Origin of the sequence: Aminobacter sp. P9b, assembly GCF_045345995.1 — a bacterium.
GTDB classification, from domain to species: Bacteria; Pseudomonadota; Alphaproteobacteria; order Rhizobiales; family Rhizobiaceae; genus Aminobacter; species Aminobacter niigataensis.
Map to the genome: position 1 here is coordinate 248,108 of NZ_CP150082.1, position 12,010 is coordinate 260,117.

General features: G+C 63.9%; 16 protein-coding genes. 9 read left to right on the forward strand and 7 right to left on the reverse strand.

The window, feature by feature from the left end; all coding sequences use genetic code 11:
• The first annotated feature begins 140 nt into the window (after positions 1 to 140).
• Entirely contained in the window at positions 141 to 1,697 is a 1,557-nt protein-coding gene (locus WHT83_RS01215) for an alkaline phosphatase family protein (RefSeq protein WP_406872745.1), read from the forward strand.
• Positions 1,698 to 1,781: 84 nt separating this feature from the next.
• Here WHT83_RS01215 and WHT83_RS01220 read toward each other — a convergent pair whose 3' ends face one another.
• Together WHT83_RS01220 and WHT83_RS01225 are read right to left on the reverse strand one after the other, a co-directional pair.
• Positions 1,782 to 2,714 carry a PRC-barrel domain-containing protein gene (locus tag WHT83_RS01220; RefSeq protein ID WP_318763592.1) on the reverse strand — a complete coding sequence of 311 codons (933 nt, stop codon included), beginning with the start codon at positions 2,712 to 2,714 and terminating at the stop codon, positions 1,782 to 1,784.
• Between the two features lie 207 nt (positions 2,715 to 2,921).
• Positions 2,922 to 3,092 carry a hypothetical protein gene (locus WHT83_RS01225; RefSeq protein ID WP_318763591.1) on the reverse strand — a complete coding sequence of 57 codons (171 nt, stop codon included), beginning with the start codon at positions 3,090 to 3,092 and terminating at the stop codon, positions 2,922 to 2,924.
• A 153-nt stretch (positions 3,093 to 3,245) separates the two neighbouring features.
• Here WHT83_RS01225 and WHT83_RS01230 point away from each other — a divergent pair, with 153 nt between their 5' ends.
• Positions 3,246 to 4,655: a sensor histidine kinase gene (locus WHT83_RS01230; protein WP_406873909.1), complete on the forward strand. Its 1,410-nt coding sequence runs from the start codon at positions 3,246 to 3,248 to the stop codon at positions 4,653 to 4,655.
• Positions 4,656 to 4,659: 4 nt separating this feature from the next.
• Here WHT83_RS01230 and WHT83_RS01235 read toward each other — a convergent pair whose 3' ends face one another.
• A complete protein-coding gene (locus WHT83_RS01235) occupies positions 4,660 to 5,112 on the reverse strand; it encodes a hypothetical protein (RefSeq protein WP_406872746.1) in 453 nt (150 codons plus the stop codon).
• A gap of 19 nt (positions 5,113 to 5,131) precedes the next feature.
• Positions 5,132 to 5,458 carry a YqjD family protein gene (locus WHT83_RS01240; RefSeq protein ID WP_183262556.1) on the reverse strand — a complete coding sequence of 109 codons (327 nt, stop codon included), beginning with the start codon at positions 5,456 to 5,458 and terminating at the stop codon, positions 5,132 to 5,134.
• 121 nt (positions 5,459 to 5,579) lie between these two features.
• Between WHT83_RS01240 and WHT83_RS01245 the strand changes: the two genes are divergently transcribed.
• Positions 5,580 to 6,692, forward strand: coding sequence for an AI-2E family transporter (locus WHT83_RS01245; protein WP_406872747.1), 1,113 nt, complete (start codon positions 5,580 to 5,582; stop codon positions 6,690 to 6,692).
• Between the two features lie 4 nt (positions 6,693 to 6,696).
• Here the strand turns inward: WHT83_RS01245 and WHT83_RS01250 are convergent, their stop codons facing one another.
• The gene (locus WHT83_RS01250) at positions 6,697 to 7,458 is read right to left on the reverse strand and encodes a Crp/Fnr family transcriptional regulator (protein ID WP_108606685.1); all 762 of its coding nucleotides are present in this window, start codon (positions 7,456 to 7,458) and stop codon (positions 6,697 to 6,699) included.
• Between the two features lie 133 nt (positions 7,459 to 7,591).
• Between WHT83_RS01250 and WHT83_RS01255 the strand changes: the two genes are divergently transcribed.
• Complete coding sequence (locus WHT83_RS01255) at positions 7,592 to 7,975, forward strand: response regulator (RefSeq protein ID WP_183262561.1); 384 nt, start codon at positions 7,592 to 7,594, stop codon at positions 7,973 to 7,975.
• On the opposite strand, the gene WHT83_RS01260 is transcribed toward WHT83_RS01255, so the two are convergent.
• Together WHT83_RS01260 and WHT83_RS01265 are read right to left on the reverse strand one after the other, a co-directional pair.
• Positions 7,961 to 8,509: an RNA polymerase sigma factor gene (locus tag WHT83_RS01260; protein WP_108606683.1), complete on the reverse strand. Its 549-nt coding sequence runs from the start codon at positions 8,507 to 8,509 to the stop codon at positions 7,961 to 7,963. The genes WHT83_RS01255 and WHT83_RS01260 overlap by 15 nt on opposite strands.
• 6 nt (positions 8,510 to 8,515) lie before the next feature.
• Positions 8,516 to 8,713, reverse strand: coding sequence for a NepR family anti-sigma factor (locus tag WHT83_RS01265; RefSeq protein WP_108606682.1), 198 nt, complete (start codon positions 8,711 to 8,713; stop codon positions 8,516 to 8,518).
• 201 nt (positions 8,714 to 8,914) lie between these two features.
• Between WHT83_RS01265 and WHT83_RS01270 the strand changes: the two genes are divergently transcribed.
• From WHT83_RS01270 to WHT83_RS01290, 5 genes are all read left to right on the forward strand, one after another.
• Entirely contained in the window at positions 8,915 to 9,709 is a 795-nt protein-coding gene (locus WHT83_RS01270; RefSeq protein WP_108606681.1) for a response regulator, read from the forward strand.
• Between the two features lie 75 nt (positions 9,710 to 9,784).
• Positions 9,785 to 9,949: a DUF1328 domain-containing protein gene (locus tag WHT83_RS01275; RefSeq protein WP_108606680.1), complete on the forward strand. Its 165-nt coding sequence runs from the start codon at positions 9,785 to 9,787 to the stop codon at positions 9,947 to 9,949.
• A gap of 219 nt (positions 9,950 to 10,168) precedes the next feature.
• Positions 10,169 to 11,134, forward strand: a complete 966-nt coding sequence (locus WHT83_RS01280; protein WP_406872748.1) for a sensor histidine kinase — start codon at positions 10,169 to 10,171, stop codon at positions 11,132 to 11,134.
• Between the two features lie 94 nt (positions 11,135 to 11,228).
• Complete coding sequence (locus tag WHT83_RS01285; RefSeq protein WP_318763588.1) at positions 11,229 to 11,549, forward strand: hypothetical protein; 321 nt, start codon at positions 11,229 to 11,231, stop codon at positions 11,547 to 11,549.
• 170 nt (positions 11,550 to 11,719) lie between these two features.
• Complete coding sequence (locus WHT83_RS01290; protein WP_108606677.1) at positions 11,720 to 11,965, forward strand: YMGG-like glycine zipper-containing protein; 246 nt, start codon at positions 11,720 to 11,722, stop codon at positions 11,963 to 11,965.
• Positions 11,966 to 12,010: the final 45 nt, after the last annotated feature.

Below are 12,010 nucleotides of genomic sequence, written 5' to 3' on the forward strand. Positions count from 1 at the left end.
AATGGTCTGTGTTCGTTTTGTGAACAATAGAAGCAGTCTCGTTCACACTTTGTGGCATGGTCCGTGCCTGCACAAAGGCGCTTGCACGAACCGGTGAATCCCGCTTCCTTGGCCGCGATTTGCGAACCTTGGGGACCAGCGTGGCAAACACCGGCCGACGAAAAAACATCCTGCTCATCACCTGCGACCAGTGGCGCGGCGACAGCCTGTCGGCGGTCGGCCATCCCGTCGTGAAAACGCCCAATGCCGATGCGCTCGCCCGCGAGGGCGTGCTGTTCAAGCGCCATTATGCTGGCACCGCGCCGTGCTCGCCGGCGCGCGCCTGCCTCTACACCGGCCTCTACCAGATGAACAACCGCGTCTGCCGCAATGGCACGCCGCTGGACGACCGCCACGACAACATTGCCCGCGCCGCCCGCCGCGTCGGCTACGACCCGACCCTGTTCGGCTACACCGACGTCTCGCCCGACCCCCGCACCCGCGCGCACGGCGATCCGTTCCTGCGCACCTATGAAGGCGTTTTGCCCGGCTTCACCACCAGGCAGCTCCTGCCCGAGCACCAGAAGGCGTGGCTATCCTGGCTCGCCGCGCGCGGCATCGATTCCAGCGCCGGCTTCCCCGACATCCATCGCCCGGCGGATGCCGATGCCCCTGAAGTCAGCAACGCGATTCCGGTCTATTCGAAGGACGAGACACCTGCCGCCTTCCTGGCCGGCGAATTCCTGCGCTGGCTGTCCGAACAGGACGAAGGCGAGCCCTGGTTCGCCCATGTCTCGTTCCTCAGCCCGCATCCGCCCTTCATCGTGCCGGAGCCGTTCAACACCATGTACGATCCGGCCGAGGGGCCGGCCTATCAGCGCGCGTCAAGCGTGCAGGACGAGGCCGCAAGCCATCCCTTCCTCGCCTACCATCTCGCCCATCACCAGAAGAAGTCGAGCTTCATCCCAGGTGCGGCAGGCAAGGTCGGCGACTGGAACGAGGATGAGTTCCGCAAGATCCGCGCGCTCTATTACGGCATGATCTCGGAGGTCGATTCCCAGCTCGGCCGCATCTGGCAGGGCATCCGGGAGAAGGGTGACTGGAACGACACCATCGTCATCCTCACCTCCGACCACGCCGAGATGATGGGTGACCATTTCATGCTCGGCAAGGGCGGCTGGTTCGACGGCAGCTATCACCTTCCGCTCATCGTCAAGGCGCCCGGCCACGATGCGGCGGCGGGCACCCAGGTCGACCATTTCACCAGTGCCGTCGACATCATGCCGACGCTGCTCGACCTGATCGGCGGCGAGCCCTTGCCGCATCTCGACGGCCAGTCGTTGAAGACTTTCCTCGACCGTGATGAACCAGAGGTTTGGCGAGACGCGGCCTGTTGGGAATACGACTTCCGCTCCGTCGCCGAAGGCACGACCGAGGCGCATTTCGGCCTCGGCTCGCGAGCCCTCAATCTCGCTGTCATCCGCACGGAAGCGGTCAAGTACGTGCATTTCGGCGGTGGCCTGCCGCCGCTGCTCTACGACCTCGCCAACGACCCCGGCGAATTGCACAACCTGGCCGGCGACCCCGGATGGCTGTCGGTCCGGCTCGAGTTCGCCGAACGGCTGCTCGCTTGGCGCGCGAGGCATCTCGACCAGTCGCTCGCCCTGTCCGAACTGACGGACGGCGGGCCCAAGGGCCACTTTGCCCGGCTCCCCTGAAACGCAGAAAACCCGCGCCGAAGCGCGGGCTTTCTGGCTCCGGTACCGCGCAACGGCTGTCGCGCGGTACTTGGTCCGCCGCATCTACTGGGTGATGATCAGGCGCTGCTCGTCACGCTTAGCAGCCCAGCTGCTGGCGTCATAGGCCGGCTGGGCCTCGAGCTGCTCCTTGTTGAAGCTGGTGTAGAGATACTTCTTGCCATCGGCGTCGACCATAAAGGCAAGGTTGTCGCTGCCGACCGCCACCTTCTTTTCGCCCATGCCGAGGAAGCCGCCGACATCGATGACATAAGCGTCGATCTTGCCGTCCGCCGTCATCAGGATATCGCCGATCTCGCCGATATTGGCATCGTCGGCGCCATAGACGGTGGTGCCCATCAGCTCTTCGGCACGCAGATCAGCGCTCGGCAGTTCCTTGAGCGTCGACTTGTCGATTGCCGCGGTCTTGGTCTCGTCGGTGGTGGCCGCGTCAGGCGTAGCCGGGGCCGGCGCTTCTGCACTCTGGTCGGCCGGCGCAACCGGTGCCTGGGCCGTCTGGTCGGTCGCCGGGGCCGCCGGATCGGTCGCCGCTACGGATGCCGGGGCAGGCTCATAGCCGCGACGGTCGAAGTCGGGCAGCGCCTGCAGCTGTTCCTTGGTCGTCGCCATCACCAGCCAGCGATCGCCGTTTTTCTCGGCCCAGTCGAATTCCTTGTACGGCAGGGCGACGTTCTTTTCGCCGATGCCAAGGAACCCGCCGACGCCGATGATCAACTGGTCGGCCGTACCGTCGGCGGCAAGCACGATGTCGTTGACGTCGCCGATGGTCTCGGCGTCTTCAGCCGTGCTGTTGTAGACGTTCTCGCCAATGATATTGGTGGCGAGGAAGCCGTCGGCATGCGGGATCACCTCCGGGGTTGCCGGAGCTGCCTCTGTCGGGGCCGCGGGGGCCGGCGCAGGAGCCGTGGTGTCCTGGGCGTAGGCGCCGGTGGCAAGCAGTGCTGCAATAGCAGTCGTGGCCAAAAGATTGCGGATCATGGTAAAGTCTCCTCGTGCGTGTTTCATGCATGCCGCGCCTGGATCAGTCTTTTGCGGGAAGGGTCCGGCGCGGCCTCTACGGGTTCACAACGTCGTGACCCCGCCATGGTTCCGAATTTCGCCCCGCTGATTTCAACCTCTGCCGGGTTCTGGAATCGTCGCTCGCAGCAGGCGAGCAAATCCAAATCGTCTTTTACGGACTTCTACTTAGCCCGGCGTGGCGGTCGTCTGGCTGGCGTTTTGATCGATCATCTCGCCATAGAATTCCGCACCGCCCCAAGCCGCGAAAGCGAGAAACAAGCCCGCCAGGAGCACCAGCAACACATGACGGCCGCGCGTTCCCTGTCGCGCCTTCTGCGCTGGAATGATCTTGGTCATCGCTGTTCTCCCTTCTGGTTGGATAGGGCTAACGGCAGTCTCCCGGCATTGTTCCCGGGCTAAGGCCAAGGCTTTTCAAGCAGGCCTCACCCGTTTAGGTTCCGTGCTGGCGAGGGGGCGGTCGTGCAGGACAACAAAAGCATCGAAGCTGATGTGGTCGACAACACTCAAGGCGACGCGGGCGTCGGCAGCACGTTCGAGGCGCCGGGCGACGCAGATTTCGACCGGCTGACGAGCCTTGCCGCAGCGCTCCTTCACGCGCCCGCAGCCGTGCTTGCTCTCGCCGATCAGGCCGGCGTGTTGTCCTTCCACTCGCATTTCGGCATCGACGCCGACCAAGCGGCCACAGCCATTGCCACCGAGCCCGGTTCGCCGGCAGCCGCCTTTGCCTTCCACCTCGCCGTGCCGATCGTCGTGCCTGGCCGTGAGGTCGGATCGCTCGTGGTGCTCGACCGCGAGCAGCGCTCGGCGCCCGACCCGGCACAGCTCCGGCAGTTGGAGGCGCTCGCCTCGCTCGCAGCAAGCCTGATCATGCTCCGCGACAGCTCCCTGGCCGGCGCACGGGCCGAGGCCGCCCTGGTGCATGCCGAAACCCGCCGTGCCGTGGCGCTGGAAGCGGCAGCGCTGGCAAGCTGGGTCTGGGATCCGCGCACCGGCGTCGTCGAATGCGATACGCTCCTGCCCGAGCTCTTCAACATGCCCCCGGCCACAAGAATGCGGGCGCGCGACATCGTCGTTGCCATCGACCGGCGCGACATCGACAAGACGCGCAAGATGTTCCGCGAAGCGCTCGAAGGCAGCGACGACTATTCCGGCGAATACCGCATCAAGGGTACCCATCCGCCACGCTGGCTGGCGGCCCGCGGCCGCGTCGTCGAGCGCGACGCCGAAGGGCGGCCGACATTGGTGTTCGGCGTCAACTACGACATCACCGAGCGCCGCCACGCCGAGGAGCGTCAGCGCCTGCTGCTGCGCGAGATCAACCACCGCGTCAAGAACACGCTGGCGACGGTGCAGGCGCTCGCCAGCCAGACGGTGCGCTATGCGCGCGAGCCGCGCGAATTCCTCGACGCCTTCAGCCAGCGCCTTCGGGCCCTTGGCCTCGCCCACGGGCTTCTGTCGGAATATGAGTGGCGCGGCATCGGCATCCGCGATCTCGCCAGGCTGGAACTCAGCCCGTTCGATGACACCGATGCGCCTCGAATTTCGATTGTCGGCCAGGATGCGCTGCTGACGCCCGACCAGGCGCTGGGCTTTGCCCTCATCCTCCACGAACTTGCCAGCAACGCGCTGAAATACGGTGCGCTGTCGGTGCCGCGCGGCAAGGTTTCCCTGTCATGGACCATCAAGGGCGGAAAAGGCGCAAAACGCCTGCACCTGGAATGGATGGAAAGCGGCGGACCGGAGGTCAGCCCGCCTCAACATCATGGCTTCGGTTCAATCCTCATCCGGCGCAGCCTGGCCAAGGTGATTTCGAGCGAGGTCCGGCACGAATTTCACCCCGAAGGCGTGCGTGCGGAGATTTCCATGCCGTTCGGCGAACCTGCCGAAAGCACCCCATAGGCGATCATTCGCCGGCCGGCCCGTCGCCGTCGTCGGACTTTCTGTTCTCGCGATAGATCGCATAGGCGGCCAGCGCCACGACCGGCCCCAGCACCGCACCTATGCCGCCCTTGCTGCGCAGCAATGTCGGCAACAGGGCCACGGCAGCCGTCGTGCCGAGCGCGGCGATGTCGGTACGCCGACGCTTCCGGTCTGCGCGGGCGCGTGCTCCCGCGGCGAGCTTGTGGATGAGAAGGATCAGTCCGGCGAGCACCAATAAGCCGAGGCCGAAGCCCAGAGCCGCCTCGATGTGGCCGAACCGTCGTGCCGCCCAGACGAAGGCGGCCCCGACCAGGAAGCCCACTCCGCACAACCCGGCCAGCCCGGCGGCGAGGTAGGCCACCGCTGCCCTGCGGGTTCGCCGCAGGGCAAGTGTCGTCTCGCCGGTGGCGAAACCCGCAATCAGTGATGCCAGCATGTGTCCCCCGGCCAACCGACTAGCGCCGCGCCAGCAGCGCGATGAGGAAGCCGACGCCAGCGGCGATGGCCAACGACGTCACCGGCTTTTCGCGCACGGTCGCCATGAACTGTTCTTCGATGTCCCTGGCGTTGGCGCGCAAGGCCTCGACGGCAGCGTCGCTTTGCGCCTTCAGCTGATCCGCACCTTGTGCCGCCGCCCGTCGCGCGGCGCCATAACCGTGCTCGCCGGTCGCCGCCAACTGCTTGGCGAGCGCTTCGATGTCGGCCTTCAATTGCTTGATGTCGGCTTCGAGGTCCGGGGGCGTCTTGGTGCCGTTGCCGGGCTTTCCTGCAGCTGTCGCCATGTCTATACTCCTTGCGTTCGATGGGGTCGAAACGCCCTGTGCGCCTGTCGGTTCCCATCGCCACAGGAACCATCGCCGACCGCCGGACGTTTTGCCAGTCTCATTCAGCTGGAAACCGTCGATGTCGAACCGCACCATCAAGAAGGCACCGACCGTCCGCCTGCCGCCAAAATCGAATTTCGAACTCTTGCTGGTGCGCGGCTCGCAGGTGTCGATGATTTTCGTCGGCATCATCGCCTCCGTGTTCGCGCTTCACGCCGGCGAGTTCATCCTCACCCCCATCGGCCTCGGCGTCGTCATCGGCCTGATGCTGGGCCCTCTTGCCTCCCGGCTTGAGCGTTTCGGCATCCCTCCGGCGCTGTCTGCGGCCGCAGTCGTACTGCTCTTCATCGTTGCCGTCGGCATCTTTGTGCTTCTTGTCGCCTCGCCGCTGAGCTTCTGGCTCCAGCGCCTGCCGCAGATATGGGCCCAGCTTGCCACGCAGCTGTCCGAATTGCAGGGGCCCCTCGAAACCTTCAAGAGCATGCGCGAGCAGCTGCGCCAGGTGACCGGTGGCGAAGGTGTGTCGGTTTCCGTCGACGAAGGCATGGGGGTCGAGACGATGGCAACGCTCGCCCCTGCCGTCATCGCCCAGGTGCTGCTGTTTTTTGCCAGTCTCTATTTCTTTGTCGCAACGCGCTACCAGACGCGCACAGCGATCCTCCGCATCTGCTTCAACCGTCGCCTGCGCTGGCGCGTCGCCCATATCTTCCGCGACGTTGAACAGCTCGTCTCGCAATATCTGCTGTCGATCACCGTCATCAACTTCGCCGAAGGCCTGACCGTCGGGATTGGGCTCTACCTTCTCGGCGTGCCCTCGGCGCCGCTCTGGGGCGCGCTGGCGATCGTCACCAATTTCGTTCCGTTCGTCGGCCCTTTGGTCATGGTGGTCATCCTGTTCGCCGTCGGCCTGACCGAGTTCGACACCATCGGCGCTAGCCTGCTGCCGGTCGCGCTCTATCTCGGCGTCAACACCATCGAGGGCCAGTTCGTCACCCCGATGGTCATCGGCCGAACGATGACGCTCAATCCCTTCGTCGTGCTGTTGGCCCTGGCGTTCTGGATCTGGCTATGGGGCGCCATTGGCGGCTTCATCGCCATACCGGCGCTGCTCGTCGGCTACGCCATCATCCGCAACGTGCTGCCGGGCGTGAACTGGGGCGTCGACGATCTGGACCGCCAGTACGGACGCTAGTCCCTCAGAGCAGCGGGCGGACGCTTTCGTCGAGGCCGCTCCAGTCGGCAAGCGCCATCAGGCCGTCGATGTCGAGCACGGTGCATCCGCCGTCACGCCATTGCACCAGCTTGCGGTCGATCAGTTTCCGGATCGTCTTGTTGGTGTGGACGAGCGAGAGGCCGAGCGTGTCGGCCACGTGCTGTTGCGTGATCGGGATCTCGACCTTCCTGGTGCCGTTCATGCCGACCTTGCGTGCCCGGCTGGCAATGAAAGCAAGGAGATAGGCCGCGCGCTCAAGCGCCGACCGGCGCCCGATGCTCAAAAGGTTCTCGTCGAGCATGCGCTCCTCGCGCGCGGCGATCCAGGTGATGTCGTAGGCAAGACCGGGATAGTCGCGATAGAGCTCCATCAGCCTGTCGCGCTCGAACATGCACAGCAGCATCGGCGAAAGTGCTTCGACCGAATGCTGCATCTCGCCCATCAGGCTGCCCTGAAGACCGATCATGTCGCCCGGCAGAACATAGTTCAGTATCTGTCGCCGCCCGTCCTCGAGCAGCTTGTAGCGAAAACCCCAGCCAGACAGCACCGTGTAAAGGTGCGCGCTGTTGCTGCCTTCCGACAGCAGCGTGGCACCCTTGTCGGCGGCCAGTTCGCCGCGCTTGAAGCTGCTGACAAAGGCCAGTTCCGACCTCTCGAATTCCCTGAATACCGGCATCTGCCGCAATGGACAGCTTTCGCACGGAACCTGCCGCGTCATGTCGGTTGAGTCGCTCCGCGCTGTCATGCAAACTCCTGATTGTGCTCGCCAACGCCGCGATGTGACAAAGGTTCCAGACTGCTCCATCCATGTCTTTTTTAAATGACAGCGGCCTCGACAAACGCCATGTTCGGCTTCGATTCCTTGGAGTGTCCGCGACGTGCCAGCCCCGCTTTCAGGACTGCGTATTCTTGTGCTTGAAGACGAGGCGCTGATCGCGCTCGATGTCGACCAGCTTTGCCGTGACCACGGCGCCGAGGACGTCATCCTCGCCGCCAACCTGCGCGAAGCTCAGCAGGCCGCAGAGCCTTATGATGTCGCCATCATCGACGTCATGCTCGACGGCGAGCCGACGCTCGACTTCGCGCGCAGCATCGAGGCGGCCGGCGTGCCCTTCGTCTTCGCCTCGGGATACGACCAGCTCGACGAACTCTTTGCCGGCTTCCCGGGTGTCCGGCTGGTGAGCAAGCCTTATTCCGGCGAAGACCTCGTCGAGGCCGTCGTCGCGAGCGTCCGCAAGCTCGCGAGTTCAGCTGACGGTTGACCCCATGACCTGGGCCGCGATCGCGTCCGGCCCGTAGTCGGCTTCGCCCGAGATATCGAGGATCTCCTGCAGCCTGTTGCGGGCGCGGCTGACGCGGCTCTTGATCGTGCCCACGGCGCAACCGCAGATTTCCGCCGCCTCCTCATAGGAGAAGCCCGACGCGCCAATCAGGATGATCGCTTCGCGCTGGTCTTCGGGAAGCTGCTCCAGCGCCTTGCGGAAGTCGTCGAGGTCGAGCCGTCCGGGCTGGCTCGGATGCACCGCGAGCCGCGCCGTCAGGAGACCGTCGCTGTCTTGCACCTCGCGTCCGCGCTTGCGCATCTGCGAATAGAACTCGTTGCGCAGGATGGTGAACAGCCAGGCCTTCAGATTGGTGCCGGGCTGGAAGCTCGACTGCTTGTCCCACGCCTTGACCAGCGTTTCCTGGACAAGGTCGTCCGCCCTGTCGGCGTTCTGCGACAGCGACATGGCAAAGGCCCGCAGGCCAGGAATCGCCGCGAGCAAGTCGCCTTTGAAACCAAGGGATGCTGCCATGCCTGGTCAGTCCTTCTGCTGTGCGGGTTCAGCTTCTTCCAGCTGGCTGAGCAACTGCGCGAAACGATCCGGCACGTCGTCGGACACCAGTTCATCATAATATTGTTTGAGTTTTCTGCCGATTTCGGAGTTGGCCCCAAGAGGTTCGCCATCGCGGCGACGAATCGGCCCGGCGCTGCTGGCGCCACTGCTCTGCCTAGTCATATGCTTGCTTGCCCTTTTACACCGTCAGACGTCCCGCTCCCGATACTGACGGCGCGCAACAACCTTGTCCGGTTTCCCGAATTTTGCACCCAACTCCCCAAATGCGGATAGGTTCCACGTAAGAGGAACTTTTGCACAGGCAACGCGTTGTGGCACGCTTCCACGAAGATATGACAGCATCACATGAGGGAAACGTCGAATATGACCCTATCCACGAGAATTGCTCCACACCTGCCCTATCTCCGCCGCTTCTCGCGCGCCGTGTCGGGCTCCCAGGGAAGTGGGGACGCATTGGTGGCCGCGATGCTCGAAGCGCTCATCGACGACATTGACGTGTTCCCCTCCGCCTCCAACGACCGCATTGCGCTCTACAAGGTCTTTGCCCGTCTCTTCACCTCGGTATCGATCCGGGTACCGCAGGAATCGTCGCCCCTGGCCTGGGAAAAGCGTGCCGCGGCCAATCTGTCCGCAATCGCCCCACGCCCACGCCAGGCCTTCCTTCTTGTCGCCGTCGAAGGTTTCAACGACATCGAGGCGGCCGAGGTGCTCGACACCGACCAGGAAGAATTCGCCCGGTTGCTGCAAGAGGCGAGCGGCGAGATTTCGCGTCAGGTCGCAACCGACATCCTAATCATCGAGGACGAACCGCTGATTGCCATGGACATCGAGGAGATGGTGGAAAGCCTCGGCCATCGTGTCGTCGGAACGGCACGTACGCATGCAGAGGCTGCAGCGCTGTTCAAGCGGACACGGCCGCAGATGATCCTCGCCGACATCCAGCTGGCCGACGGCAGTTCCGGCATCGAGGCCGTCAACGAGATGCTGGCTGCAAGGCCGTTGCCCGTCATCTTCATCACCGCCTTCCCCGAGCGCCTGCTGACCGGCGAGCGTCCCGAGCCGGCGTTCCTCGTCACCAAGCCCTTCAACCCCGAAATGGTCAAGGCGCTGATTAGCCAGGCATTGTTCTTTGACAGGCAGGCAAAGGCTGCGGCATAGCCCTTTTTAGCACCGCCCCAGGGAACCAACCTTGGGGCGGAACGTTTTTCATCTATCATTTGAAGGAGATAGATCATGCTCTATTGGGCGCTCGTATTCCTTGTCGTTGCGATCATCGCCGGCGCCCTTGGCTTCGGCGGCATCGCCGGAACTTCGGCCGGCATCGCGCAGATCCTGTTCTTCGTCTTCCTCGCCTTCCTGGTGATCTCGCTCATCGCGGGCCTGTTCAGGCGCGCATGATCGCCTCGGCAAGATGAAGCACCAATCCCAAACTGGAAGCCGGCCCCCTCAGTCGGAATCCAGCGCCGCCGGGTAGCGCTCCTTCTTGAAGCGCTGCCCGGCGGTACCGTTTCAGCAGCATCGGAGTGTGCGCATCGCGTCGTCACCGCAAGCTGAAAAACCCGTGAAGGCGGCTCGTCTATGGCCAATCCCTCTCCATCGATGGGAAAAAGTTCCAGGTTGGACGCCGCCTTCTTCCATGCCTCCCGCAATGCCGGCATCGCCGTTCTGTACCAGGACCGCAAGCTGCGGACTGTCTGGTCACACAACCTCCAGCCGCCATGGGAGGAAGTCATCGGGGGGCACGGAAGCGACCACAACCTGCTTCCGGCGCAACAGGCCGACCGGTTGGTCGCGGCCAAGAAGAACGCCATCGCCACCGGCAGTTCCGGCGGCCTCGAGATCAGCCTGGCCGACAAATCTTCCGGCATGCGCTGGTTCGAAATCTGCATCGACGCCGACCGCTCGGCCCGGGGCCAGGTTCAGGGCGTGGTCGTCACGGTCATCGAGACCACCGAGCAGAAACTGCGCGAGCAGACACTCAAGGCGCTCTTACGCGAGGTCAGTCACCGCTCCAAGAACCTGCTCGCCATCATTCAGAGCATCGCCAGCCAGACCGGCCACTATTCGACTTCCGTCGACGGCTTTCTCGAGCGCTTTCGCGGCCGGCTCCAGTCCATCGCCTCATCGCAGGATCTGGTCACGTCGTCCAACTGGCGTGGCGCCGGCTTCCGCGAGCTGGTGATCGGCCAGGTCGGGCGCTACAGCATTGACACCGGTCAAGCTGTGCGGATCTCCGGCGACGACCCCTACCTCAATCCCAACGCTGCCTTGCACATCGGCCTCGCCGTGCATGAATTGGCCGTCAACTCGGCGAGTTACGGCGCGCTTGCCCACAACGGCGGCTACGTCGAGGTAACCGCCGTTGCAGCACCGGATGCTGACGGCGAGGTGCACATGACCGTTCGCTGGACCGAGGCGATAGGCCCGCTTCCAGACAGCGAGTCGCGCAAGAAGCGCTTCGGCAGCGTAGCGCTAGAGCGGGTCGTCCCCGCCGCGCTCAACGGCACTGCCGAACTCGAGATCGGCCCCGACAGGCTGGAATATCGGCTGGTCATGCCCAAGGCCAATTTCGAACTGGAGTGAGGCGGCTCGCTCGGTTGGTTTCAATCGTTTGAGCTACCTGCCAAGGCGGAACTTTTGACCCTACCTCCTCGTTTCTTGGCGAAGGTGGTTTGCCATGGAACACATCGCAGCACTTCTGTTGGTTATTTCCTGCTCGCAGGACCTGTCCGGATGCCGTGAGATTCCGGCACCGACGCCCTTGTTCGAGGTCTACGAGGATTGCCAGGCCGCGTTGCCCAAGGCCGTGAGTATGCTCGCGCCGCAGCATCCCCGGATCCTCGCCAAATGCCTTGAAGTCGACCCCGCGCTTGAGGATGAATACAACCAGCTGACTTGGAACGTGCTGCCGAACGGCATGCTCGACGCGTCGCTTTCCGTCTCCAGCGTCGTTGCCGTTTCCGAGCCGGCGCAACCGGGGGAAGCGTATCTTCATTGACCGAATCGCAGCGCGGATTTTCGCGGCCGTTGCCGCAGCCCCCATTCCGCGCGCCTGCCTGCTGCCCCTAACTGATTGAATTTACGTACTGCCTCGAAAAATGATTCCGCATTTCGAGGCGATGCGCTAAGTGTCGAACGGGACGATGTTAAAGTGAGAGGACTGATTGAATGAAGAAAGTTATTCTTGCGATTGCAGCCGTCGTTGCAATCTCCGGCTGCACCACCACCGAACGTGACGTTGTGACCGGCACGGGCGTTGGTGCAGTCGCTGGCGCCCTGATCGGCGGCGGCAGGGGTGCGGTCATCGGCGGCGCCGTCGGCGCGGCGTCGGGCCTTCTGGTCCGCAACCTGCGCAACGGCTACTGCGAGTATCGCAACAGCCGCGGCCAGATTTACACCGCGCGCTGCCGCTGAGCCTGCGGCACGAACAAATCGCCCGGCGCCGGCTCTGCCCGTCGC

Excerpts from the sequence above, each read along its gene's own strand:
- WHT83_RS01220 (WP_318763592.1), bottom strand. The coding sequence starts at position 2,714 with ATGATCCGCAATCTTTTGGCCACGACTGCTATTGCAGCACTGCTTGCC.
- WHT83_RS01240 (WP_183262556.1), bottom strand. The coding sequence starts at position 5,458 with ATGGCGACAGCTGCAGGAAAGCCCGGCAACGGCACCAAGACGCCCCCG.
- WHT83_RS01265 (WP_108606682.1), bottom strand. The coding sequence starts at position 8,713 with ATGACTAGGCAGAGCAGTGGCGCCAGCAGCGCCGGGCCGATTCGTCGC.
- WHT83_RS01290 (WP_108606677.1), top strand. The coding sequence starts at position 11,720 with ATGAAGAAAGTTATTCTTGCGATTGCAGCCGTCGTTGCAATCTCCGGC.
- WHT83_RS01275 (WP_108606680.1), top strand. The coding sequence starts at position 9,785 with ATGCTCTATTGGGCGCTCGTATTCCTTGTCGTTGCGATCATCGCCGGC.
- WHT83_RS01225 (WP_318763591.1), bottom strand. The coding sequence starts at position 3,092 with ATGACCAAGATCATTCCAGCGCAGAAGGCGCGACAGGGAACGCGCGGC.
- WHT83_RS01245 (WP_406872747.1), top strand. The coding sequence starts at position 5,580 with ATGTCGAACCGCACCATCAAGAAGGCACCGACCGTCCGCCTGCCGCCA.
- WHT83_RS01235 (WP_406872746.1), bottom strand. The coding sequence starts at position 5,112 with ATGCTGGCATCACTGATTGCGGGTTTCGCCACCGGCGAGACGACACTT.
- WHT83_RS01285 (WP_318763588.1), top strand. The coding sequence starts at position 11,229 with ATGGAACACATCGCAGCACTTCTGTTGGTTATTTCCTGCTCGCAGGAC.
- WHT83_RS01260 (WP_108606683.1), bottom strand. The coding sequence starts at position 8,509 with ATGGCAGCATCCCTTGGTTTCAAAGGCGACTTGCTCGCGGCGATTCCT.
- WHT83_RS01250 (WP_108606685.1), bottom strand. The coding sequence starts at position 7,458 with ATGACAGCGCGGAGCGACTCAACCGACATGACGCGGCAGGTTCCGTGC.
- WHT83_RS01270 (WP_108606681.1), top strand. The coding sequence starts at position 8,915 with ATGACCCTATCCACGAGAATTGCTCCACACCTGCCCTATCTCCGCCGC.